27 protein-coding genes are annotated in these 24,819 nt (G+C 48.0%); all 27 read right to left on the bottom strand.

Going from position 1 to position 24,819, the window contains the following annotated elements:
* Positions 1 to 109: 109 nt before the first annotated feature.
* Entirely contained in the window at positions 110 to 913 is an 804-nt protein-coding gene (locus H065_RS0117640; protein WP_017814409.1) for a cytochrome c oxidase assembly protein, read from the bottom strand.
* Between the two features lie 89 nt (positions 914 to 1,002).
* Positions 1,003 to 1,470, bottom strand: a complete 468-nt coding sequence (locus H065_RS0117635) for a DUF2243 domain-containing protein (RefSeq protein WP_026136313.1) — start codon at positions 1,468 to 1,470, stop codon at positions 1,003 to 1,005.
* A gap of 202 nt (positions 1,471 to 1,672) precedes the next feature.
* Positions 1,673 to 2,773, bottom strand: coding sequence for a prephenate dehydrogenase (locus tag H065_RS0117630; protein ID WP_017814407.1), 1,101 nt, complete (start codon positions 2,771 to 2,773; stop codon positions 1,673 to 1,675).
* A gap of 161 nt (positions 2,774 to 2,934) precedes the next feature.
* The gene (hisC, locus tag H065_RS0117625; RefSeq protein ID WP_026136312.1) at positions 2,935 to 4,032 is read right to left on the bottom strand and encodes a histidinol-phosphate transaminase; all 1,098 of its coding nucleotides are present in this window, start codon (positions 4,030 to 4,032) and stop codon (positions 2,935 to 2,937) included.
* Between the two features lie 301 nt (positions 4,033 to 4,333).
* Positions 4,334 to 5,167 (bottom strand): tryptophan synthase subunit alpha, encoded by an 834-nt coding sequence (gene trpA / locus H065_RS0117620; protein WP_017814405.1) that lies wholly within the window; start codon positions 5,165 to 5,167, stop codon positions 4,334 to 4,336.
* Positions 5,164 to 6,360 (bottom strand): tryptophan synthase subunit beta, encoded by a 1,197-nt coding sequence (gene trpB, locus H065_RS0117615; protein ID WP_017814404.1) that lies wholly within the window; start codon positions 6,358 to 6,360, stop codon positions 5,164 to 5,166. The genes trpA and trpB overlap by 4 nt, the downstream gene beginning before the upstream one ends.
* Positions 6,360 to 7,103, bottom strand: a complete 744-nt coding sequence (locus tag H065_RS0117610; RefSeq protein ID WP_017814403.1) for a phosphoribosylanthranilate isomerase — start codon at positions 7,101 to 7,103, stop codon at positions 6,360 to 6,362. Before H065_RS0117610 ends, trpB begins: the two co-directional genes overlap by 1 nt.
* The gene (trpC, locus tag H065_RS0117605; protein WP_017814402.1) at positions 7,096 to 7,938 is read right to left on the bottom strand and encodes an indole-3-glycerol phosphate synthase TrpC; all 843 of its coding nucleotides are present in this window, start codon (positions 7,936 to 7,938) and stop codon (positions 7,096 to 7,098) included. The genes H065_RS0117610 and trpC overlap by 8 nt, the downstream gene beginning before the upstream one ends.
* A complete protein-coding gene (gene trpD, locus H065_RS0117600) occupies positions 7,928 to 8,968 on the bottom strand; it encodes an anthranilate phosphoribosyltransferase (RefSeq protein WP_017814401.1) in 1,041 nt (346 codons plus the stop codon). Before trpD ends, trpC begins: the two co-directional genes overlap by 11 nt.
* 101 nt (positions 8,969 to 9,069) lie before the next feature.
* A complete protein-coding gene (trpE, locus tag H065_RS0117595) occupies positions 9,070 to 10,629 on the bottom strand; it encodes an anthranilate synthase component I (protein ID WP_017814400.1) in 1,560 nt (519 codons plus the stop codon).
* 677 nt (positions 10,630 to 11,306) lie between these two features.
* Complete coding sequence (aroH, locus tag H065_RS0117590) at positions 11,307 to 11,675, bottom strand: chorismate mutase (RefSeq protein ID WP_017814399.1); 369 nt, start codon at positions 11,673 to 11,675, stop codon at positions 11,307 to 11,309.
* Between the two features lie 4 nt (positions 11,676 to 11,679).
* Positions 11,680 to 12,774, bottom strand: coding sequence for a 3-dehydroquinate synthase (gene aroB / locus H065_RS0117585; protein WP_026136309.1), 1,095 nt, complete (start codon positions 12,772 to 12,774; stop codon positions 11,680 to 11,682).
* Between the two features lie 8 nt (positions 12,775 to 12,782).
* Complete coding sequence (gene aroC / locus H065_RS0117580; RefSeq protein ID WP_017814397.1) at positions 12,783 to 13,952, bottom strand: chorismate synthase; 1,170 nt, start codon at positions 13,950 to 13,952, stop codon at positions 12,783 to 12,785.
* A gap of 416 nt (positions 13,953 to 14,368) precedes the next feature.
* On the bottom strand, positions 14,369 to 15,169 hold the full coding sequence (locus H065_RS0117575) for a CheR family methyltransferase (RefSeq protein ID WP_017814396.1): 801 nt from the start codon (positions 15,167 to 15,169) through the stop codon (positions 14,369 to 14,371).
* Between the two features lie 50 nt (positions 15,170 to 15,219).
* Complete coding sequence (gene ndk / locus H065_RS0117570) at positions 15,220 to 15,663, bottom strand: nucleoside-diphosphate kinase (RefSeq protein ID WP_017814395.1); 444 nt, start codon at positions 15,661 to 15,663, stop codon at positions 15,220 to 15,222.
* A gap of 302 nt (positions 15,664 to 15,965) precedes the next feature.
* Positions 15,966 to 16,940, bottom strand: a complete 975-nt coding sequence (gene hepT / locus H065_RS0117565) for a heptaprenyl diphosphate synthase component II (RefSeq protein ID WP_017814394.1) — start codon at positions 16,938 to 16,940, stop codon at positions 15,966 to 15,968.
* Positions 16,937 to 17,800, bottom strand: a complete 864-nt coding sequence (locus H065_RS0117560; protein WP_017814393.1) for a menaquinone biosynthesis protein — start codon at positions 17,798 to 17,800, stop codon at positions 16,937 to 16,939. Before H065_RS0117560 ends, hepT begins: the two co-directional genes overlap by 4 nt.
* Positions 17,793 to 18,467, bottom strand: coding sequence for a UbiX family flavin prenyltransferase (locus H065_RS0117555; RefSeq protein ID WP_017814392.1), 675 nt, complete (start codon positions 18,465 to 18,467; stop codon positions 17,793 to 17,795). Before H065_RS0117555 ends, H065_RS0117560 begins: the two co-directional genes overlap by 8 nt.
* Complete coding sequence (locus tag H065_RS0117550; protein WP_017814391.1) at positions 18,458 to 19,333, bottom strand: UbiA-like polyprenyltransferase; 876 nt, start codon at positions 19,331 to 19,333, stop codon at positions 18,458 to 18,460. The genes H065_RS0117555 and H065_RS0117550 overlap by 10 nt, the downstream gene beginning before the upstream one ends.
* 1 nt (position 19,334) lies before the next feature.
* Positions 19,335 to 20,057, bottom strand: coding sequence for a demethylmenaquinone methyltransferase (locus H065_RS0117545; protein WP_017814390.1), 723 nt, complete (start codon positions 20,055 to 20,057; stop codon positions 19,335 to 19,337).
* Positions 20,058 to 20,095: 38 nt separating this feature from the next.
* A complete protein-coding gene (locus H065_RS0117540) occupies positions 20,096 to 20,947 on the bottom strand; it encodes a heptaprenyl diphosphate synthase component 1 (protein ID WP_017814389.1) in 852 nt (283 codons plus the stop codon).
* Between the two features lie 245 nt (positions 20,948 to 21,192).
* Positions 21,193 to 21,429, bottom strand: a complete 237-nt coding sequence (mtrB, locus tag H065_RS0117535; RefSeq protein WP_017814388.1) for a trp RNA-binding attenuation protein MtrB — start codon at positions 21,427 to 21,429, stop codon at positions 21,193 to 21,195.
* 111 nt (positions 21,430 to 21,540) lie between these two features.
* On the bottom strand, positions 21,541 to 21,813 hold the full coding sequence (gene hbs, locus H065_RS0117530; protein WP_017814387.1) for a non-specific DNA-binding protein Hbs: 273 nt from the start codon (positions 21,811 to 21,813) through the stop codon (positions 21,541 to 21,543).
* A gap of 209 nt (positions 21,814 to 22,022) precedes the next feature.
* Positions 22,023 to 22,397 carry a 2Fe-2S iron-sulfur cluster-binding protein gene (locus tag H065_RS0117525; RefSeq protein ID WP_017814386.1) on the bottom strand — a complete coding sequence of 125 codons (375 nt, stop codon included), beginning with the start codon at positions 22,395 to 22,397 and terminating at the stop codon, positions 22,023 to 22,025.
* Positions 22,398 to 22,436: 39 nt separating this feature from the next.
* Positions 22,437 to 23,060, bottom strand: coding sequence for a hypothetical protein (locus H065_RS26240; protein ID WP_017814385.1), 624 nt, complete (start codon positions 23,058 to 23,060; stop codon positions 22,437 to 22,439).
* 89 nt (positions 23,061 to 23,149) lie between these two features.
* The gene (locus H065_RS0117515) at positions 23,150 to 24,193 is read right to left on the bottom strand and encodes an NAD(P)H-dependent glycerol-3-phosphate dehydrogenase (protein WP_017814384.1); all 1,044 of its coding nucleotides are present in this window, start codon (positions 24,191 to 24,193) and stop codon (positions 23,150 to 23,152) included.
* Complete coding sequence (gene plsY / locus H065_RS0117510; RefSeq protein WP_017814383.1) at positions 24,186 to 24,809, bottom strand: glycerol-3-phosphate 1-O-acyltransferase PlsY; 624 nt, start codon at positions 24,807 to 24,809, stop codon at positions 24,186 to 24,188. Before plsY ends, H065_RS0117515 begins: the two co-directional genes overlap by 8 nt.
* Positions 24,810 to 24,819: the final 10 nt, after the last annotated feature.

Below are 24,819 nucleotides of genomic sequence, written 5' to 3'. Positions count from 1 at the left end.
TTAGTCAACCCTTTTAACTAAAGTTTTTTGATAATTTTACATTTATTTTAATTAATGTGATATCTGATTAAATGATATACCTATTTTCCATACAAAAACCGCTTTGGACTCAAGCATCCAAAGCGGTTTTTACATTGATTTGACGAGGACGTGTGACACGGTACCATTCGTAGCAAAATAATCCGATAATAATGAGCTGGACCAGATCACCGCCATAGTACATCCATTGGGCCCCTGCTTCTGCTTGTCCTGTAGATACACCTGTCGGTGGATGAACATACAGGTATTTGGCCAGCATACCATGCAGAGCAGCTGCAATGACTGCTACAATCGCCCGATACACATGACTATAACGGTGGGCCACCGGGTCCACATATAACATTGATATAGTGAATACGTAACCTGCCAAAGCGATATGCAAATGCACCAGCAGATTTACCGCGGTATATTGATGCATCCATGTATAGAGCGGTGTCGTATACAACAGCCACAGTCCACCTGTATTGAGTATAGCCGCAACAACTGGATGGCAAATCAGTGCCGCATACCTACTGCGCAGCACACGACTCAGGCGCCTTGCCTGGCTGATCGGCAGACTGCGCAGCAGCAAGGTAGCTGGCGCAGATAACACTATCAGCAGTGGCCCCAGCATACCCAGCAGCAGATGACCGATCATATGTATGCGAAAATCACTATGTGCCGCGGCTGCAAAGGGTCCGATAATGACCACTACCGAGCAGGTACACCCTGCATACCAGCATATATAACGATAGAGCGGCCAGGACTTGTAATGCTGGCTGGACAATCGTCCCATAAGGGTATACCCGATAAGCACTGATGCATACAACAAAGTACAGATTAATTCGATCGCTGTAGATGCCGAACTACTTCCATGTCCCCAGCCATGTTCCACTACCTTCCTCCCCTTCCTATCATTCTGTGTTCCTAACCTCATTCCGCAGTGTCTCTGTCTGTTTTCAGACATTAATGAGTAGCAGGATATTATGTTCGCCGACGTGTGCGCCACAGCAAAATGCTGCCAACTATAATCATAACCACAGCAATAATATTCCATGTCCAATCGTAAGGAGCCAGTTCTACATCATATCGAATCTGGTGAATCCCCATCAGCTTATGCTGTACCAAGCCATCATACAATTGGAATATACCTGCTCCCAGCAGTACGCCTCCCCACCAGCGTGTTAGCCAAAGCCCTTTACGGCGCCGCAGATCTGCAAATAAAAATAAAGAAGCAATGGTAGCAAACCAGCTGAAAGCATGAAAAAATCCATCCGATACAAGCCCAACAGCAGTTGTCGACAGATCATAAAAATGATGCCAATGCAGCAGCTGATGAAATATAGTCTCGTCGATAAAAGCTGCCAGACCTACCCCAAACAAAACTCCCGACCATAGATTACGCTTGCTGTAAATATAACGTGGTTGCGCCGGATCATCTTGAATGTGCATATATCCTGTACGGGGCGTCATTTATTCTCCTCCTCTGACCTATAATAATAAACTGGAAATTATTTTACATTCCACAGCCTATTACCCATTCCAGACTAATAAAAACAAAAAAGAACTCTGCCGGATTGAACAGAGTTCTTTTTTGTTTTTTTATTTCTATACATCTACCCTATAGAATTCCCACGAACATATCCGTGTTCTGTCAGACAAATACGGAATACTCGCTTTGCTGCAGCATCATCTTGGCCTGCTCCATATCCTGCTCATTACGGAAGGACAGACGCATCACACCCGGCACATCCTCCCGGCTCTCGATAATCTGCACATTGCTGATATTGATGCCACGATTACCGATTTCGGTCGTGATTTTGCCGATAATCCCCGGATGATCGGGGACATCCAGATACAGATCATAGAGCTTCGTAATCATACCTTTGCGGCGTTCAGGCAATTCGTCGCGGAAAGCACCGGCTTTTTCAAATTGCTCCTCGATCCCGCGGGCATCTTCACTCTTCAGCAGTTCGATAAACTGTTCTACGCCTTCATTCCAGTCTTCCAGCAGCTGCAGTACAATATGACGGTTGTTCAGCAGAATATCACGCCATACGATCGGATCACTGGAAGCAATCCGGGTAATATCACGGAATCCTCCAGCTGCCAGCATCCGATATAATGGATTACCTTCATTATACTGCCGGATCTGATTGACCAGAGCGACAGCAATCACATGCGGTAAATGGCTAATGGCTCCTACAATCTCATCGTGCATCAGCGGCTCTACCCGGATAATCTGTGCACGGGTATGCTGGGTTAGCAGCTCAGCCAGACGTTCATACGCCGGTTGCGGTACATGATCCGGTGGAGTCAGCACATAGTAGGCATTTTCAAACAGCAGATAAGAAGCTGCCCCTACTCCGGAGCGCTCTGAGCCCGCCATTGGATGACCGCCAATAAAGTGTACATCTTCACGCAGCTGCAGCTGCTCTGCACAGGCAACAATGGATGCCTTGGTACTGCCTACATCGGTAATAATACAGCCCGGCTTCAGCGGCAGATGACTCAACTGCTCCAAATAAGTGCCGAGCAAACTGACCGGGACACAGAGGAAAATAAAATCCGCATCCTGTGCAGCTTCCTCGACAGAAAGTGTAGCATGGTCAACCACCTGCCGCTCCTGATAGGTATGTATCAATTCCGGCAGGTGCGTATAGCCAGTCACATGCAGACCCGGCTTGCCTTTGAAGCAAAGCGCAAGTGAGCCGCCAATTAGCCCTACACCGAAGATTGCAATTTTCGTTGTCATGATTATCCCACTCATTCTTCATTGATTAGATTACATTCACATTATGGGTATCTGCTGCATAGATGCTTTAAAGCACCATAACCTATATGCGCAAATGAGCAGCGAATTTCCTCGCCAGCTTCTTTGCCGGAGGAAATCCGCCTATCTCCCAGGTTACAGCATTATACCGCAGCTGTACGTTCCTGCAGTGTTTCTTCAAGAGCACGGATGAAAATTTCATTCTCGCGTGCTGTTCCTACCGTCACACGGATATACGTAGGATATTTGTGATGGCCTGCACGGATAATCACCCCTCGGCTCAGCATGGACTGGAATACTTCCATTGCCGGATGTCCGGTGTCGACCATGATAAAGTTGGTTTGACTTGGGAAATACGACAGTCCCAGGCGTTCAAAATGACCTGTCAGATATTCGATGCCTTCACGGTTTTTGGTACGGCATTCTTGGACAAAATCCTGATCCCGCAACGCCTGACGAGCAGCTGCCTGACCGATTCGCGATGTGTTAAAAGGCTCGCGCACCTGATTAATCAGCTTGATCACATCAGCTCCGCCTACACCATAACCGATACGCAGTGCAGCCAGTCCATAGATTTTGGAGAATGTACGCAGAATGACCAGGTTAGGGTACTTGGACAACATTGGAATACTTTGTGGGTACGCTCCATCCACTACGTATTCGTAGTAGGCTTCATCCAACACCACCAGCACATGGGATGGTACCTGATCCATGAACTGTACCAATTCCGCTTCGTCTACAATCGTACCTGTCGGGTTGTTCGGATTGCATACCCAGACAATTTTGGTACGATCATTGATTTGCGCCAACATGCCTGGCAGGTCATGTACGCCATCTTTGAGCGGTACTTCGTGAACAGCAGCACCTTCAATATCCGCATTGCTTTTATATACGGAAAATGTCTGATCGGCCATGATCGTCTCATCGCCCGGCTCCAGAAAAGCACGTGTAATCAAAGCGATAATTTCGTCGGAACCGCAGCCGAAAATAATCTGCTCGGATGTTACGCCCAGAGAAGCAGCCAGCTCGGCTGTCAGTTCTACAGCACCTCCATCCGGATACAGATGCAGTTGGGTCAGCTCGGCAGCAATTGCCTGCTGTACAGAAGGAGCAGATCCATACGGATTTTCATTGGAAGCCAGTTTGGTTACTTCAGTCAGACCCAGCTCGCGTTTCACTTCTTCAATCGGCTTGCCTGGCTGGTATACGGGAATATTTACAATACGGGATTTCGGTTTCATCGGGACCACTCCTTCGGACTGTTTACATTTTCTTTGCTGTTGTGTATTCATTACATTATACAGAATTAGCGGACGGAATTCACCGTTTCTGCGGAAAACCTGCTTTCCACTGATCCGATCTGATTCCATCCGCTGATTCAGCATGATGACTGTCAAAGGACATGTATCTCCGGCGCAGAATATTCTGTGCTGCAGCGCTCATCATGACAGTAAGCTTCTATACGATTGTTATCCTATCGGGACTATTACCATTTTATCCTGATTATTGATCGGGATTATTAAATGCTGCAGCCCATCTGATTTACTTGGGACCGATCAGATCGGATACGAAATTCCGGATCTGCAGCAGCCCTTCCGCTTTGCGTTCCGGATCGGTCAGCAGCGGAATCTGGGATTCGATCTGACGTACAATCGCACTGCCCACAACGACTCCATCACAGAACTCGGAGAATTGACGTACCTGTTCATGACTGGAAATACCGAATCCAACGGCTACTGGCAGATCCGTATTGGCTTTGACATTACGGATGAACTGCTCCACATTGTTATGGAACGAAGCGCGTTCTCCGGTTACTCCCAGAGAAGACACACAATATACGAATCCCTGCGCTCCATCCAAGATAGAAGCAATACGCTCTTCTGACGTAGGTGCTACCAGCGGCACCAGGCTGACACCGGCTGCTCTGGAGCGTCTGCGCATCTCTTCAGATTCTTCGACCGGCAAGTCCGGTATAATCATGCCACTGATATCATAACGCTGCATCTGTTCGAAGAATCGATCCAATCCATATTGCAGAATCGGATTATAATAGGTGAACAAAATAAATGGCATAATTACTCCACGGCTGCGTGCCTGCTCCGCAACTTCCAGGCAGGTGTCAATCGTCACCTGATGCGTCAGGGAGCGCTGGGAGGCGCGCTGGATTACCGGGCCATCGGCCAGAGGATCAGAGTAAGGAACACCAAGTTCCAGAATGTGCGCACCAGCCGCCTGCAGCTCCACAATAATATCTACCGTAGTCTGCGGGTCGGGATCACCCACTGTCAGGAAAGGGATCAATGCAGTCTCACCCTTCTCCCGAAGCTCTGCAAAAGTAACATCCATCCGGTTTTGGCTCTGCCCTGTGATACTCATAGTGACCCCTCCCGCTCATATCTCATAATGGATTCTACATCTTTGTCGCCACGGCCCGACAAGCAGATGACCAGTAGTTGATCGGATGCCATTTCCTTGGCCAGCTTGACGGTATGGGCAATCGCATGAGCCGATTCCAGGGCTGGAATAATTCCTTCCGTCCGGCAGAGCAGCTTGAGTGCATCCAATGCTTCCTGATCGGTAATCGGTACGTACTGGGCACGTGCAATATCTTTGAGATAGGAGTGTTCCGGTCCTACGCCAGGATAATCCAATCCTGCCGAGATCGAATGTGCTTCCTGTACCTGTCCGTGCTGATCCTGCAGCAGATAGCTCATCGAACCCTGGAATACTCCTTTGGTACCGAGGCTCATCGTTGCCGCGTGAAGCGGCGTATCGATACCACGACCAGCTGCTTCAACTCCGATCAGTCGTACTTCTTTATCCTCGACAAAAGGATAGAACATGCCGATTGCGTTACTTCCGCCACCGATTGCAGCGACTACCGTATGAGGCAGACGATTTTCCTTTTCCAGAATCTGACGGCGTGTCTCATCACCGATCACCCGCTGGAAGTTACGTACCATCATTGGATACGGGTGCGGACCAACCGCCGAACCCAGAATGTAGAAGGTATCATCCACATTGCTGACCCAGTAGCGCAGCGCTTCATTACCGGCATCCTTGAGCGTCCGGCTGCCGGAAGTAACCGGAATGACTTCGGCTCCCAGCATATTCATACGGAATACATTGAGCTGCTGACGCTTGATATCTTCTTCGCCCATGAATACCTTGCATTCCAGACCGAGCAGCGCGGCTACAGTCGCTGTAGCTACACCATGCTGTCCTGCTCCGGTTTCAGCGATAACTTTCTTTTTGCCCATACGCTTGGCAAGTACACCCTGGCCAATAGCGTTGTTGATTTTGTGGGCACCGGTATGATTCAGGTCTTCACGTTTGAGGTAGATTTTCGGACCCCCCAGCTGTTCAGTCAGTCTTTCGGCATAATAAAGTGGAGTCTCACGTCCGGAATATTCTTTGAGCAGATAATTAACTTCTGCATTAAATTCGTCGTCAGCCGCGTATTTGCGGTAGGATTCTTCGAGCTCGATAAGTGCGTTCATAAGTGTCTCCGGTACATAGCGTCCACCGAAGTCTCCAAATCTTCCTTTTGCATCAGGTAGTGTAGTCATTATGCTCTCGCCCTTTCCACAAACGATTTAATTTTGGCAATATCCTTGGTTCCGTCTGTCTCTACACCGCTGGATACATCGATTCCTTCCAGAGGGTACCCAGACAGCAGGGTATTTACATTCTCGGGATTCAATCCACCAGCGACAAACAGTGGTATATGATGCGCTGCTGTCCACTCATGGTAGGCATGAATCTGTTCCCAGGCAAATGTTTTACCGGATCCTCCTCCATACAGAGGGTCATACGTATCTAATAAAAAGGCATCTACAGTGCCTTTGTACATTTCCAATTGAGCAGCAGTATCGGACTGCTGTTGGTTGTTGCTTAGAGAGATTACTTTGAATACCTGTACACCCAGGGTGTTACGTACCTGCTGGCAGAATTGAGGTGTCTCATTGCCGTGCAGCTGAATAATATCCAGTGAAGCTTCTCTGATTACGGAAGCAAGTTCATTCAAATCCGGATTAACAAATACACCTGCGCTTTGCGGGCGCTGTCCCTCCGGCCACTGCTGGAGTACGCTGATCAACTCGCCGGCCTGATGTGGAGTGACCTGACGCTTGCTTCTGGCAAATACAAACCCGATGTAATCGACGGGTAACGGTATCATATATTTTAGCACTTCAACGCTTTGAAGTCCACAAATTTTTATCTTGGTTTGGGCTTTGCTACTGCTCTCTTTATCCTCTTTTACCAAGGAATCATTAAGAGGTGGAACAGCTGATATATTCTGTTTATTCATGGGAAGCCTCAGCAGCCGCTTGGTGATCCACACCAGACTCTACAGGCTCCATCAGGGTTCTGACAGCCTGCGCAATATCTTCCTGACGCATAAAGTACTCGCCTACCAGCACACCTGCTGCACCAGCTTCTGCGACATAACGAATATCATCAGGTGACATAATACCACTTTCACTGATAAGAGGTACTCCCTCTGGCAGCAGCTGAATGAGCTCTGCTGTTGTAGAGAGCGAGGTCTCGAATGTTTTGAGATCGCGATTATTTACTCCGATCAGTCCATGTTCTATCGCCCCTTCGGCCGCGAGTACAATTTCCAGTTCTTGACGGTCATGTACTTCGATCAGTACATCGAGTCCAAGAGAAACAGCGACTGCCAGATAATCACGAATCTGCTGCGGAGTCAGAATAGCTGCAATCAACAGAATCGCGTCTGCTCCAATCAACCGGGCTTCATAGATTTGCCGCTCATCTATAATAAAGTCTTTACGCAGCAGTGGCAGCTGGATCGCTTCATGAATCTCTGTCAGATAGCGATCATTTCCCTGGAAATACTGCACATCGGTCAGAACAGATATACAATCGGCTCCAGCCCGCTCATAGGCACGGGCAATATTCACCGGGTGAAAGTCCGGACGAATTAATCCTTTGGAAGGGGAAGCTTTTTTCACTTCGGCGATCAGACCGACTCCCCGATTGGCATTGGATGTCAAAGCATGACGGAATCCACGCGTTGCAGGCATATCTGCGATCTGGCGCTCTGCATCTGACAATGAAAAACGACTGGCCAGCTGTTCCACTTCACTCTGTTTGGTTACTACGATACGATCAAGATACATAACTATAGGCCTCCGTTGTCTGAATTAATTGTTCCAGCTTGTGCGCTGCGGCACCGGAATCGATAGCTGCTGCTGCAATAGCAGCCCCTTCAGCCAGATGATCGGCCTGTCCTGCCAGATAAATGCAGGCAGCTGTATTGGCAAGAACCACATCACGATAAGCGCCTTTCTCACCATTCAATACCCTGCGGATAATATCTGCGTTTTGCAGGGCATCGCCGCCCAGCATGTGCTCCAGCGGATGCATATCCAGTCCAAAATCGTGCGGGTGCACTTCATACGTCTGCACCTGTCCATCACGCAGTTCGGCAATCCGGGTAGGCGCTGCAATACTGATCTCATCCAGTCCATCATGACTGGCAACAACCATCGCACGCTTTAGTCCAAGCAGATTCAGCGTCTCGGCAACGGTCTCGATTTTGCTGGCATCATACAATCCGATCAGCTGACGATCTGCACCAGCCGGATTGGTCAGCGGTCCCAGCATATTGAAGACAGTACGTACGCCAAGTTCACGTCTTGTTGCAGCAGCATGCTTCATGGATGGATGGAACACCTGGGCAAACAGGAAACATATTCCAATCTCATCCAGACACCGTGCAGCCTGATCTGCATTCAGGCCGATATTAACGCCAAGTGCTTCCAGTACATCTGCACTGCCTGCCTTGCCGGAAGCAGAACGGTTACCATGCTTGGCTACACGTACCGATACCGATGAAGCAATAATAGCAGACACAGTGGAAATATTGAATTTATGAATACCTGAACCGCCTGTACCGCATGTATCCAGCAGGTTGGAAGACAATACAGGCACCCGGCCACCGCTCATGCGCATCGCTTCGGCAAAGCCTGCGATTTCTTCTACCGTCTCTCCCTTTACCCGCAGCGCTGTCAACAGTCCGCCGATCTGTGAAGGTGTAGCTTCTCCGCTCATGATGGTACTCATCACACGGTTTGCTTCCTCACGCTGCAAATGCTCTCCCTGAATGACTTTGGTAATCGCCTGCTGCATCGTAGCTGATGTATACATATCGTCTCCTCCTCTTGGATCTGCCGGTTATCCGTTCGTCCGGCTCTGTTATTTATAATAGATTCAGGCTCTCAACCTGCTTGATTGTATTTTTTGTCTGTTTATACCCGTTCGTAGCCGTACAGATAATCCTGATTGGTTACCGTGTCCGGATGGTTTGATTTCGGTGGAAACATTGCTTCAGCCACACGGATAGATTTGAGCATCGCTTTTGCTTTGTTAACCGTTTCCTGATATTCATTTTCCGGAATGGAATCCCATACGATTCCGGCACCTGCCTGTACATAAGCACGACCATGTTTGAAAATAATCGTGCGGATCGTAATGCAGGCATCCATATTGCCCGAAAAGCCCAGGTAGCCGATCGCACCGGCATACGCACCGCGTGCTTCATTCTCGATCTCCGCGATAATCTCCATTGCCCGCAGCTTCGGTGCACCCGATACCGTACCTGCCGGTAGACAGGAGAGGAAAGCATCGAAGAAGTCTTTGTCCTTGCGCAGCTGACCAGATACATTGGATACGATATGCATCACATGCGAGTATTTCTCAATTTGCATAAAAGAGTCCGCTTTGACTGTACCGAATTCAGATACACGACCCAGATCGTTGCGTCCCAGATCTACGAGCATCAGATGCTCTGCCCGTTCCTTTTCATCCTGCAGCAGTTCTTCGGCCAGTGCCTGATCTTCGGCTTCGGTCTTGCCTCTTGGCCGGGTGCCAGCAATGGGACGAGTCTGCAGTCGATCGCCTTCCACTTTGACGAGTGCTTCGGGTGAGGTACCTACAATGATCTCATCATCCATTTTCAGATAATACATATAAGGAGATGGGTTCATTGTCCGCAGTACCCGGTATACTTCCAGTGGGGCCACTTCGGTCTCAATATGGAACCGCTGGGACAATACCACCTGGAAAATGTCTCCGGCGCGAATATATTCCTTGGCCCGGCTGACTCCATCCAAGTACTCTTCCTTGGTCATATTGGACTGAATCTCGCCCAGTTCGATATCTTCTGATACCGGAGCACGTCCTGCTGTACTGGTTGGCGGCTGATTATGCAGCAGCAGCTCCATCGCTTCCAGCTTGTGTGATGCCTGATCATATGCTTTGCGAATCTGCTGATCATCAGCTCCCTCGGGGATATGTACATTGCTGACGAGCAGAATATGCTGTTTTACATGATCGAATACCACAATCTGATCACAGAACATAAACTGGATATCATCCATGCCCATATCGTCTATACGGTGAGCGGGCAATTTCTCATAATATTGCAGCAGATCATAACCGAAAAATCCGATTGCTCCACCTGTAAAAGGAGGCAACGTGTCCAGCTTGGGACTGCGGTAACGACGCAGCAGCGCTTTGAGCTGTTCGACCGGCTTGCCGGCTAATGCTTTTTTCTCTCCATTCATCTCCAGTGTGATCTGTCCCTGCTTGCCGGAGATCATCAGGAAAGGGTCACTGCCGATAAAAGAATATCGCGCCCATTTGCTGCCCCCCTCTACACTTTCTAGGAGGAAGGCACGTTTGTGATCGGCGTAACGCTGGAATATTCGAATCGGTGTCTCCATATCTCCGAGCAGCCGCTTGGTAATGGGTACCAGATTGTACTGACCTGCCATTGCAATGACTTGTTCCACCTGAGGTTGAATCATAAATATCCGCTCCTTCTATATCATGTAGGGTGAATTTTTTTGAATGAATAGTGACATGCCGGATAACAAAAAAGCCTTCACGCGTAATGACGCATGAAGGCTGCTATGTGCAGATTGTACAAATGTAAGAAATGGAATACATCTATCCATCTCCCGCTTCCCCTGATGATCTGTTCTATCCTGCTGCTGGTAACAGAAAGATATACCTATGGAATCAATAGTATCAAAGTAGCTGCTTCCCCTCTGGAAAACGGCCTACCTTGTATATTCATTCCTCATCCGGTTCTGCTCTTAAAACGCCATCGCACCTGTAATCGCTACGGACACACGCTCGGAATTCCCATTCGCTGCTGATTGTGCTCAGCTTACTCCTGTTTATTCATACTGTCCGCCGATAGGGCTTACGTTTTCTTCTCATCTATACTCTTCTCTACTCAATTGCATCTCATCTCAATACACGGCTCATATTGCTTATTAATCTTGTTGTATACTATACTTCATAACAGGCATCTAACGCAACCCTTACAGTAAAAAACATTATTCGACGCTTTAAAGCAGCAAAAGGAAAGGCATCATGATGCCTTTCCTTTTGCATGGTAGCAGAGGGGTTTATTCTGATTAATATTCCACCAATCCTGCTGATTTTATTATAAAAATATAAATTGCAGCTGTAGCAATCAGGATGTAGCCAGGTCGGGACGAAGCCGTTTGGCTTCATTCAGGTAGACATGGCGAATCTCCTGCTGGGTCTTCGTCGTATTGATATGCAGCATTAACCGGATACACAGCGGCAGACTCCCCTGAACAGGCACTTCCAGTGCACACATCAGCGGAACCATATTCCAGCCCTCCATCTCGCGAATAGCCAGAGCCGGGAAAACAGCATCCAGATCTGGTGTCATCGTAATCCAGATACTGCTGATATCTTCCGGTTCGAATTCATTACGATCCACAATCTCCTGTAGCAGGGCCAGTGTCTCATCCAGAATCTCCTGGCGGTCGTTGCGGGTTACGGTTGTGGCTCCGCGAATACCTCTTACATACATGCTCTTACACCTCTTTCTTTAAAAGCTCAACCGTTCGGCGTACCAGATCATAATCGACATTGCGATTAATTTCTACTTTGCCAATTTCCAGTGGTACAACAAAAGTCATCTGCCCTTCCTGGAACTTCTTGTCATGCATCATGGCACTCATAATCCGGTCTACACTCAGATGTTCAGGCAGAATAGTAGGCAGTCCGAGCGATTGCAGCATTTCGCGGGTTGTATCTACCAGACCTGGTTCTGCACCCAGTGCTTCCCCGATCAGAGCCGAACCCACCATGCCGATCGAAATGGCTTCGCCGTGAATAATCTCGCCATAGCCAGCCACTGCCTCGATAGCATGACCAATCGTATGACCCAGGTTGAGAATGGCACGCAGATCATTTTCCCGCTCATCTTTGGATACTACTGCGGCTTTGATTGAGCAGCCTTTTTCCAGACCATATCCCATTGCCTGGATGTCCACCAATTTGAGCTCGTCTGCATGTTCCAGACACCAGTAGGCAAATTCGCGATCCCAGATCAGTCCATGCTTCACCATCTCGGCCAGTCCTGCATATACTTCGCGTACCGGAAGAGTCTTGAGCGCGGACAGATCGTATAATACCAGCTCCGGTTGATGGAAAACACCAATCATATTTTTGGCAAGCGGATGGTTAATTCCAACCTTGCCGCCTGCACTGCTGTCATGTGCCAGTACGGTAGTAGGCATCTGTACAAAACGGATACCTCTCATATACGTACCTGCTACAAAACCGGCCAGATCACCTACAACGCCACCGCCAAGAGCGATAACAGCAGATTTACGATCCAGACCGCCTTCGATCGCCTTGGTCATAATAGCTTCAAAAACAGACAGCGACTTGGATGTCTCGCCTGAGCCTACAATAGCGGTCACTACCTTGAATCCGGAAGCAGTCAGCGACTGCTCCAGAATACCAAGATAAGGATCGGCTACCTTTTCATCCGTAACGATCAGCAGCGGACTCTGCTTGGATAACTGATGCTTCTCCAGATAACTGCCGGCCTGCTGCAGCAGACCTTCACCAATATAAATGGGATAGGAACGTTCGCCAAGTTGAACGTCGACTGTCCGAATATCAGTCATTAGTATTCATCCACCTGTGCCTGGTAATTTTCCAGGTTTTTGCGAATCTCGGTCATAGAGTCACCACCGAATTTTTCCAGGAAAGCCTTGGCTACTTCCCAGGCGACCACACTCTCCATCACAACGCTGGCAGCCGGAACCGCACATGCATCCGAGCGCTCTACCTGAGCGGTGAATGGTTCTTTCGTATCGATATCTACGCTTTGCAGCGGCTTGTACAGTGTCGGGATTGGCTTCATAACGCCGCGTACGACGATTGGCATACCATTTGTCATACCACCTTCGAATCCGCCCAGACGATTGGTTGCACGATGGTAACCCTGTTCCTCATTGTACAGAATCTCGTCATGTACCTGGGAACCGCGAATATGTCCTGCTTCGAATCCAATACCAATTTCCACGCCTTTGAAGGCATTGATAGACATAACCGCCTGCGCAATACGTGCATCCAGCTTGCGGTCATACTGCACATAGCTGCCCAGCCCAACCGGAACGCCTTCAATGATACATTCCACAATACCACCGATCGAATCGCCTTCTTTTTTGATTTGATCGATATAGGCTTCCATTTTCTGTTCGGTTTCTTTGTCAACAACACGTACGGAAGATTCTTCGGTACGGGCAACCAGCTCATCAAGCGGCAGATTATTCGGTGGTGCTTCGATCTCACCGATCCGGATAACCTGTCCACCGACTTTGATGCCAAACGATGCCAGGAATTGACGGGCAACTGCACCTACGGCTACACGAATAGCAGTCTCGCGTGCGCTGGAGCGTTCCAGTACATTACGCAGATCTTTATGGTTATATTTGAGTCCGCCATTCAGATCGGCATGACCAGGACGCGGACGATGGACACGGCGTTTCTCTTCATCCGTTCCTTCCATCGGCTCAATATTCATAATCTTGGTCCAGTGCTTCCAATCATTATTGGCAACGACCAAAGCAACCGGCGCGCCTGTTGTATATCCGTGGCGAACACCACCTACGATATCCGCTGTATCTTTTTCAATTTGCATCCGGCGGCCGCGACCATATCCTTTTTGACGACGGGCCAGTTGGAAATTCAATTCTTCAAAATTAAGCTGCAGCTCACTTGGCAGCCCTTCAATAATCGCAGTTAGCTGGGGTCCGTGAGTCTCCCCTGCTGTTAAGTAACGTATACTCATTTTGCGTTCCCCCTTTAAACTGTTAAACTGTGCATCGCTAAAATCCGTAATTACCTTTGCTTATTATAGTACAGCCTTCATCCATTTGACAAGGAACCTCAAACATTGCATTTCCGTATGGAAACTACCTGATTTCCATGTGGATATAACAAAAACACGCCGTCTGCTGCCGGAGCAGAACAGACTGCGTGTCTATGATTATTGTATCTATCCAATCTTGCCGTTCAGGAGGACCACTCCTAATCCTGTCCCCTGATTTGTTGCTTGTATCTATTATCTTGAAATTGTAAGTAAGTCACCGTTTTGATACTGCTTGTCTGACCGGACAAATCTATGAAGATCGGTCCGGCTTACTACGACTGTTCCGTATCAATTCCCCCATGCAACTACTTTTCGTTCTTGATCCACAGCTGCGATCAGCCGTTTTTGTGATAGAAGAACGTCTCAGATGAATCAAAGCCGTATTGTGCCGGAGAGAAAATCTGCTCCGTACTGCCTACAAACAATACGCCACCCGGACGCAGACTGGCTGCAAACTTGTGGTACAGCATACTTTTGGCTTCTTCAGTAAAATAAATCATGACATTACGGCATACAATCAGGTCATATCCGGTTTCAAACGTATCTGTCAACAGATTGCCTTTGCGGAATTGTACCGCCTTTTTGAGATTGTCATTTACAGCAAACATATGACCATTCGGTGTAAAATGACGTTTAGCAACATCGGTCGGTACATCTTTGAGGGAGCGCTCCAGATAAAGTCCTTTTTTGGCTTTTTCCAGTGCACCATCATCAATATCCGTAGCATGCAAAGTTGTTGAGGACAGAATATTTTTATCGGCCAAAATCGTAGCGATTGTATAAGGCTCTTCCCCTGTAGAGCAGGCAGCGCTCCATACTTTCAGGTTTTTCCCACTCTTCTGCAGCTGCGGCAAAATGCTATCGCGCAGTACTTCCCAGCGGTTCGGGTTACGCCAGAATTCGGACACGTTAATGGTCATCCGATCAAGGAACTCATAAAACAATGATTTATCCTTGAGCATAGCCTCAAAGAATGCAGAGAATGTGGTAAAACCGTTTTTGGAACGCAGTGTTGTCAATCTGCGCTTCATTTGAGCTTCTTTATACTGTGCTAGGTCAATGCCCGTACTATCTTTCACTTTTTTGATGAAACCTGTATAGTCCGAGTCTGGTTGAACGGCATCATTTGTAAGCATGGCATCACGTCCTTAAGTTCATAATGAGTGTAGTCCATGCGGGGGTATGTTTAGAGCCAGACGGAAATATTTTTCTCGTAAACGCTTAATTCGTCTGGAGTAAAAAAGTTCGCGATCTCTCGTTCTGCACTTTCAGGGGCATCGGAGCCATGAATCAGATTGAAAGGAGTGTGGGCAGCGAAATCCCCACGGATTGTACCAGGCAATGCTTCGGTAACTTTGGTCTTGCCCATCAGTGTACGGGATAATGTGATGACATCGTCACCTTCCCATACCATGGCAAACACCGGTCCCGAAGTAATGAAGTCAATGAGTTCTCCGTAGAACACTTTACCTTCATGTTCGGCATAATGCCGTTTGGCCTGTTCTTCCGTCGGAATAAGAAACTTGCCTCCGATCAATTTGAATCCTTTGTCTTCGAAGCGGCTGATAATACGTCCCATTAACCCCCGCTGTACTCCATCAGGTTTAATCATCAAAAATGTGCGTTCCATTGATTCACTCTCCTGTTATCTACAAAGTGATCTGCTATCGGAGCAATTTCAAGATGCCCACTTGTGTATTCTAACAGAAAGTGTGAATTACAGAAAGAAACACCATCATATACGTTTCCGACATTTTTTGATAAAATATGCCCTTTTTAGAGTACATTACTCGTTATGCGCCTGATTTCCGACAAGCAACCAGCCTTTGATGCGGTTAGCGGAAAGCCATTCACATACTTCGTAACTTATATATCGACCGGAGGGGGCTTCTCTGTTAGTTCTTGTCGAGAAATGTTTTGAAATTATCGTTATTAATGGGAACGCTTAGCAACAAAATGAGCAATTTCTTGCAAATGTTTCTGTGTTTTACCGGATGGAAGCTGCTGCAGAGCATCCATCGCCTTTTGAATATAACGATCTGCGAGGGCTTCTGCCTGCTCGATTCCCTGACTGCCGCGTACCATTTGTACGGCCTGTTTTACATCGGTTTCTCCATTGGCTTGATGAATCCGGTTAATCTCGGCAAGCAGCGGCTCCCGAAGAGAATCCTGCTGCAGGGCATACAGTACCGGCAGCGTAATATTGCCTTGACGAAGATCGCTGCCCGGAGGTTTACCAATTTGCTTTTCTGTACCGCATAGATCCAGCACATCATCACGAATCTGAAAAGCCATTCCTACATTGTAGCCGTAACGATACAGCTGGCGTGTCACTTCACGCGGTGCGTCGGCAGCCAATCCACCCAGCTGGCAGCTGATTGCGATCAGCAATGCCGTTTTGCGGCGAATCCGCAGCAGATAGCGGCGTATGGTCTGATCCGTATTAAAGAAGTCCCGGATCTGTTCCATCTCACCGATCGACATCTGTACCATTGCTTTGGCAAGTACGCGATGAATTTCCGGATTTTCCAGCCTGGCGACAATAACGAGCGCTTTGGCATAAATATAGTCACCGGTATACATGGCAATCCGGTTATCCCATTTGGACTTTACTGTCAGCTGTCCGCGGCGGGTCTCTGCATCGTCAATAACATCATCATGTACCAGGGAAGCCATATGAATCAGCTCAAGCGGCACTGCTACATTGCTGAGACGTTCCAAATCGTAATTACCGTATTTACCTGCAAGCAGCACAAAAGCGGGACGAAGCCGCTTTCCTCCCGCTTTCAACAGATGAAGTGAAGTTTCGTTAAGCAGCGCGTGCTCGGTATCAATGCTGCGGCTGAGCTCACGTTCGATTACGTTCATATCTTTTTTTAGTGTCCCGAAAATGTCCAGTAGTTTCATTCGTTCACCCGTGTCATCATATTGTCAGTCCATAATTCCATATTTACTTTATGATCCAGCAGACCCAGCTCATGGGCATATTGAAAATACAGAGCAAGCCCCTGCTGTTCCTTTTCTCCAAAATCATACCATAACTGCCGGAAATAATGCTCCCAGTATTCATGACTGCCGCCCATTTTCTGGCGCGCTTCATGAATTACCGGATTCAGATCAGCCACACTGCGCTGCTTACTGGCCCGCAGCTGCTCACCAATTTCGGTTACAAGGTCCGGATATACAGCTGCAAACTGCTTATTTACGGCCCATACCGCAAAGGTCATGCTAAGACCTGTCCACTGCTTCCATTCCAGACCCAGATCGGTAACGATATAGCCTGTGTCACGCTGCGATGCCGCAATCGCATGATCGCCGATTAGCAGAGCTGCATCACAATGCTCCATCATCCGGTCTAATTCAGGATCCATAGATACATATTCCGGTTTGTGTCCATATCGTTTGTCCAGGATGATTTTGAGCAGATTAACAGAAGTAGCAGAAGTATTTGTCAGCGCGATCGTTCCACTTCCCAGCTCCGCTAACGGCTTTCTGGAAAACAGAAGAATCGATCCGACCGCATTCTTGGCACTCACCGACAAATCGGGCAGCAGCCAGAAATCGTCAGAACGTGTTCCATACGCAAAAGCAGATACCGGAGTAACAAATAATCGATCTTCCAGCAGTCCACGATTCAGATTAGCTGGAAGATCGCTGTGTATAACCGCCGGTACAGACAACTGTGCCGGATCAAAGTTCTGATAAATAGGCCAATCATTCGTATACTCAATTTTACCGATTTTGATCGGCAATTCAAATTCACTCACTGTTATTCCCCCATCGTTCAAATAAATGATGCTCAATATCCAGAATATCGAGCACTTTGCCAACTACAAAGTCGACAGCATCTTCCAGTGTCTGAGGGCGATAATAAAAAGCCGGCATCGCCGGAATGATACTGACTCCCATACGAGCCAGCTTAAGCATATTTTCCAGGTGAATCGCATGCAAAGGTGTTTCTCTTGGAACTATAACCAGTTTCCGTTCTTCTTTAATCATCACATCTGCTGCACGGGTCATTAGATTGGCGGAAGTGCCTCCTGCAATATTCGCCAGGGTCCCCATAGAGCAGGGAATAATGATCATGGCTTTCACCCGAAATGAACCACTTGCAATTGATGCTCCAATATCCGAAAAAGAATGATACACCAGCTTGCCCGGCAGGGAACCGAAATGCCCACTAAGCATTTCTTCCCTGCCGGAAGCAGTCCAGTCCAGTTCTTCTTTGAGCACTCTCCACCCGGCATTGGAAATCACCAGGTGGACACTGTAGCCCATCGATAACAGTATTTCAGTCAGACGAACACCATATACGGAACCACTGGCTCCGGTAATGCCAATCACATAACGCTTGCCGGCATGATCAGGATGATAGCCGGCAGGGAACGAAGCGACAGACTCGGACGGTGTATGTTCCGGACGGTTTACCACCATTGCTTAACCGCCAGATCTACCAGGGTAAAGACGAACATAATAATACTGAGCGCTCCATTCATTGTGAAGAAAGCAGTCTGCAGACGACTCAGATCTTTTGGTGTAACAATGTAATGCTCATAGAACAAAATGGCACAGGCGATAATGACACCAGCGATGTACCACCAGCCCAAATCGGTAATAAACAGTAGACTGATCAGTCCCGCAGCTGTAATTACATGGAATCCCTGGGCAATTTTCAGAGCACGCGGAATACCAAAGCGGCTTGGAATCGAATGCAGGCCTTCCTTGCGGTCAAACTCCGCATCATCACAGGCATAGATCACATCAAATCCGGCTGTCCAGAATGTAATTGCAATATAGAATACAATAGCTGCCCAGTCGATTCGGCCAGCGACTGCTACCCATCCGCCCAGCGGCGCAAGCGCAATCGTCATTCCGAGTACAACATGGCATAGCCAGGTAAATCGTTTGGTAAAGGAATAAATAATCAGCATAAATAGCGCAATCGGCAGCAGCTTGAATGCCAGCGGCGATAGCTGTGTAACCGCCCAGAAAAAGACAACAAGCGAAATCACAATAAAGATAACTACCTCACCGGAACGAAGCAGTCCGGCAGGAATCGCCCGCATCATCGTGCGTGGATTTTTACCATCAAATGTACGGTCAATCAGACGGTTCAATCCCATCGCTGCACTGCGTGCACCAACCATGGCAACCAGAATCCATACGATCTGCTCCCAGGTCGGCAGATGACCATAGACTACATAAGATCCCAACATCGCACCCATAAAGGCAAACGGCAGGGCAAACAAAGTATGCTCAATTTTAATCATTTCCAAAAATATCTTAATCTTTTTAAACATCCTACTTCTCCTTGATCCCAATATGAAGTGCTGCAATTCCACCGGTCAGCGGATAAGCCTGTACCTGCTGCAGTCCAATACTACGGAATACACCAGCCAGCTCCTCACGTCCAGGGAAAGCTTTGAGCGAATCCGGCAGCCATTTGTATTGTTCATAACGCTTGGCGACCAGCTTGCCCATCAGCGGCAGCAAATTCTGAAAATAAAAATAATACACGCCTTTAAATGGCTGCCAGGTCGGCTTGGATAATTCCAGACATACCACCATACCACCAGGCTTAACGACCCGTTTCATTTCTTTGAGTGTCTTCTCCAGATCCGGCACATTACGCAGTCCGAATCCAATCGTCACATAGTCAAAAGAATTGTCTGCAAATGGTAGATCCATGGCATTGCCCTGGGTAAGCGTAATATTGTCGCTCCATCCATCACGGTCAATTTTCTTCTGACCGACCTGCAGCATATTCGGGCTAAAGTCCAGTCCGCATACCTGACCGGTACCGCTGGCTTCTGCCAGACTGAGTGTCCAGTCACATGTACCACAGCATACGTCAAGAGCCGTATCGCCAGGTTGAACATTCATTTTTTTCATGGTGAATTTACGCCATGTCTTGTGCATGCGGAAGCTCAGCACATCATTCATCATATCGTACTGGGGCGCAATCGATTCAAAAACCGACTGGACAAATTGTTCCTTCGGCTTGGCACTTTCCGGTTTGTTCATAGTCATACCACCTCTTCTGAATTACTTGAATTATGCGGTTAGCGCAGAGTGGCATATACTTCCATCAATGGAGAAATATCCGCACGTAGACGCTCATAGCCCGGCTGCTGCAGACGCGATTCAATGACTGACAGCGATTGTTCCAGCAGTTGGCTGATCTGTCCTGCTGTCTCATACTGCTCATACCACTGCTGCCAGCGCGGACTTTCTACCGGCTCTGTCATCATCGCTGTCTGATCCTGTGGTTCTGCTTGCTCTAGTGCATAATACAGACTGTAATGTCCAAATGGACGCTGCTGCAGGGAAGCCTGTTTCAGCTGCAGATCTTCGGCCAGTACTTCACAGCGGCTGAATGCATACAACATTTCTTCCCAGAGCTCTGCGCGGTCTGCCGGAAGATAGGCTGTAAATGAAAGAAACAGCTGCATCTTCAGCTGTGTAATTGCCTCGATATATTGTTCGGAAGTAAGTGTCGTTTTTTGAACTTGCTGATACAAATTCATTTTGAGACGGTTATTCTCGCAGATGGCTTCACTGAGCCTGGATACCATCTGAATCTCGCCTGCTTTGGCCAGCAGCTCGTAAAAGCGGCTACTAAAATAATCGCCTGCCAGTACATTCAGCTGACGGGAACGCATCTTGGACTCCTCCTGGTGCAGTGGAGAGGTATCAATCCGGTCATGTGTATCCAGCGCCATCTGTACCAATCCTGTAACAAGGGAAAATAAGCGCCCTCTCTCCGTTTCCTGCTCCGTATCTACAGCTTCATTTAGAAAAGCCAGCAACAGACGGGCTCTGGTATCCGGAAATTCGGGAATAGCGGTATGCTCTTGAATCATATCGTAGTCTGTATATTTTTGGGATGTTTCCAATAAGCGATACGGTTTCATCTCAGCCTCCATGCCTTTGTGGGCAAGTCTATATTTTCACAAACTATAATGTTTTAGATTTAAACATTTCAGTTCATTATAACATATGTTTTTTCGACAAGACAGGGCAAGTGAACATTTGTAAGTTGACCATTATCCGGCTCGCAAAACAATAAAATACTGGCTCCCTTTATTAAGTCCAGCTTAATAAGTAGGGAAGCCAGTATGGATGCTGCAGACTGCAAATGTATGAGATTGCAATCATATCAATCTTCCGTTTTAACGGTACCGTGTTTGGTGTGTACTTCAGCGTCGCCCCTGATTTTGATTGCCGACGTATTCTCGGTAAACTGTACAATCAGCAGCTCGCCTTTGTCCAGCTTCTCTGTATGATGAAAACGAGTATCCCGGCCGCGTGTCAGACCGATGACCTGTACTCCATTTTCTTTGGCTTTGATAACTACATAATCACCGTTAACAATTCCGTCTTTGGATGGTTCCATTTTGGCCTCCTTCTGCTTCTGGCAGTTGTCCGATCAAGTAGTCAGACAGATGCGGAAAGGACCGTGAACATGAAGATCACGGTCCTTTCCTGAACATGGAATATGTACAGCTTATTTAATTCCATCTTTCAGTGCTTTACCTGGCTTGAAAGCCGGGATTTTGCTAGCTGGGATTTCCATTTGCTCCCCAGTTTGCGGATTACGTCCCATACGTGCGGAACGCTCACGAACTTCGAAGTTACCAAATCCAACCAGTTGGACTTTATCGCCACTTTGCAGGGCGCTGGAGATTGCTTCGAAAACAGCGTCAACTGCTTTTGTTGCATCTTTCTTCTGCAGTTCTGTTTTTTCAACAACCTGTGCGATCAGATCAGTTTTGTTCATGTGTATTCACCTCCTAATGCAAATATAAGCTTTCCACTTGCTACTTTGGTTTTCGAATAAACGAAAATATAGGTAAACGCCGCGGAATTTTCGGAATATGGACTGTGCCAGCTATCGCCGGGACACAGAACACACCTATAGTAATACAGCTATCCTTTAATTTCAAGCGTTTTGCACTTTTTTATCTGATATCGCTGACCTGCCAAGCATTACCAGTCACTCAAATCGTCATTTTGCTGCTCCATCTGTTTGCGGATCGCTGCTTTGAGACGATCCTCGGGAACATGGACAACAGAATCACCGATAACCCGGGCCTGACAGCCAAGACGAATATGCTCTTGCAATGAAAGTCCCAGCTTACGTGTCTCGGCCGCTCCTGGTGCAGAAAGAGCAGGTTCTCCCAAAGGCTGTTCTTCCGGTCGTACCACAACCTTGCACATTAGACAGGCTGCTCTGCCATCACAGCGTACCGGAAGATGCACCCCCGCCCGTCTGGCAGCAGCCAGAAGCGTTGTTCCTTCCGGTACCTGCACCGATTTGCCTGCAGGCCTAAAATCTACACGGCATTGCTGTTTTCCGGACAAGAGGATTCCTCCTTTGGGTTATTGATGTTAATTGTCTGTTTAATTATCGATCCCGGTCAGTTTATAAATACGCTGAATCATCTGTGGATGAAAACCATTGGCAGCAATAATTTGTTTGACCAGTTCGCGATGATGCTCGGGCTCGGCCGCCATATGTTCTGCAATCCGCTCATAACGATCCCTGCGGTCCCTCAGCAGGTTAAATATCAACTCATGTGCCAACGGCATAAGAGCCAGTGAACAGCCGTTCAGCGCTACTACAGGAGCATGATTATACAGATTTCTATCAATATGTACCCGGTAATAGGATTCACGTGCACGAACTTCAAAATCTCCGACCAATTCCACTTTGTAATCTCCGGCCTGATAATGACTCAGGATAGAGCGATACATTCTGGTTTCGTTCTGTTCCGGTCCGTCCAGTACAACAGCATGAGCCTGCAGCTGTTTATGCAGCAGATTCACTGCGTCTCCATCTGCATACAGATCGATATCCCGTGGCGCTTCCTCAAGCGGGATTCCCTGCAACAGCAGACCGCAGCTTCCGCCCAGCAGCCAATGTGTATGCTCCCCCTCATGTTCTGGAGCGAGCCAACTGGCCAGATCGATCAGTGACTGCTTGAGCTGCGGATGTGATTGCACATATTGTTCAGGATTATACATTTACAAATATGCCCCCTCTGCATTCAAACCTGTACAAAAAGAACGATAGGATTCTCCTTCGTTCTCTGTACGTTTGACTCCAAATCCAATCAGGAATGCCACTGCTGCCAGATTTCCAGCTTCATGGACTCCATCTCGTTTTTGGGATCTCTTCCCATCAAAGCTTCTACAGCTTCACGCGGGTCGCTATTTTTAAACAAAACACGATATAGCTGCTCGGCAATCGGCATCTGCACATCATATTTACGAGACATGTCATGCGCCGCCTGTGTCGTACGTATGCCTTCCACAACCATATTCATGGAATTCATCACTTCATCCAGCGATTTCCCCTGACCTAGCATATAGCCTGCTCTCCAGTTACGGCTATGACGACTGGTACCGGTAACCATAAGATCTCCGATTCCTGCAAGTCCGGCAAAGGTCAGTGGATTGGCTCCCATTTCACTTCCGACCCGGACCATCTCGGCAATCCCCCGTGTAAGCAGCGCCGCTTTGGCATTATCACCATACCCCAGTCCATCGGACATTCCTGCGCCAAGCGCAATAATGTTCTTGAGTGCACCAGCCAGTTCTACACCAATCATATCCAGATTCGTATAGACTCTAAAATATTCCTCGTTCATAAACAGCGTCTGTGCCGCAGCCGCAGCTCTCTCATTACGGGAAGCCACTACCACGGTTGTTGGCATACGCTTTACAACCTCTTCGGCATGGCTTGGACCCGAGAGCACGACAATATTTGATTCTTTGGCACCCAGTTCCTCACTGATTACGGTAGACATCCGTTTGAGTGATTCGGTTTCGAACCCTTTGGTTGCATGAACACAGAGCATATCTTCATGATAATATGGTTTGAGCTGACGGCAGACTTCACGCATCGCCTTGGAAGGAGCTACGATAATGACTGCCTGGGTATCCTGCATAGCTTCCGCAAGACTGGATGTTGCCGTTATATTCGCTGGCAGCATAGCTTCCGGCAGATATTTGCGATTGGTATGGTGTTCATTGATCTCACTGGCCTGCTCATCACTGCGTGTCCACAAGGATACGCGGAATCCATTGTCCGCCAGAACACAGGCGAGTGCTGTTCCCCAGCTTCCTGCTACCAGAACCGTTACCTTATCAGACAACTTCGCTTCCTCCCTTGCCCGCTTTTGCTCCGATTTTGTTTTCTGTACCTTTAAAAATACGAGAAAGATTCGCCCGATGACGCCAAACAGCCAGCGCCCAGATAATCACACTTACCGTTACAATAGGGGCAGAATACCCCAGGAACAGCAGAATCACCGGAGTCAGTGTAACAAAAATCAGAGAGCCCAGCGATACATAGCGTGTAAGCACGATTGCCAGAATCGCAAACACACCAGCAGAGAGTGAAGGCAGCAGACAAAGTGTAGCCAATACACCGATCGTAGTAGCAATTCCTTTGCCTCCGCGGAAACGGAAATAGATTGGCCAGTTATGACCCAGAATTGCTGCTATTCCGCATAATGCCGGAACCCAATACGTCGGAGAAGAAGACAGCCATACGCCTAGCCAGACTGCTCCTACACCTTTGAGTGCATCCAGCAGTAGCACGGTAATGGCCGGACCTTTCCCGAGTACACGAAGTGTGTTCGTTGCTCCGGCATTACCGCTGCCATGATCACGAATATCGATTCCTTTCATGCCTTTGGCAATCAGCACACTAAAACTAATGGAACCGAGAAGATAACTCACTATGATGGCTAAAACCGATACAATCACAAGCTTCTCT

Source organism: Paenibacillus shenyangensis, from assembly GCF_000346635.1.
GTDB classification, from domain to species: Bacteria; Bacillota; Bacilli; order Paenibacillales; family Paenibacillaceae; genus Saccharibacillus; species Saccharibacillus dauci.
The sequence above is the reverse complement of the archived record's forward strand: the minus strand, read 5'-3'. Positions and strand labels throughout refer to the sequence as shown.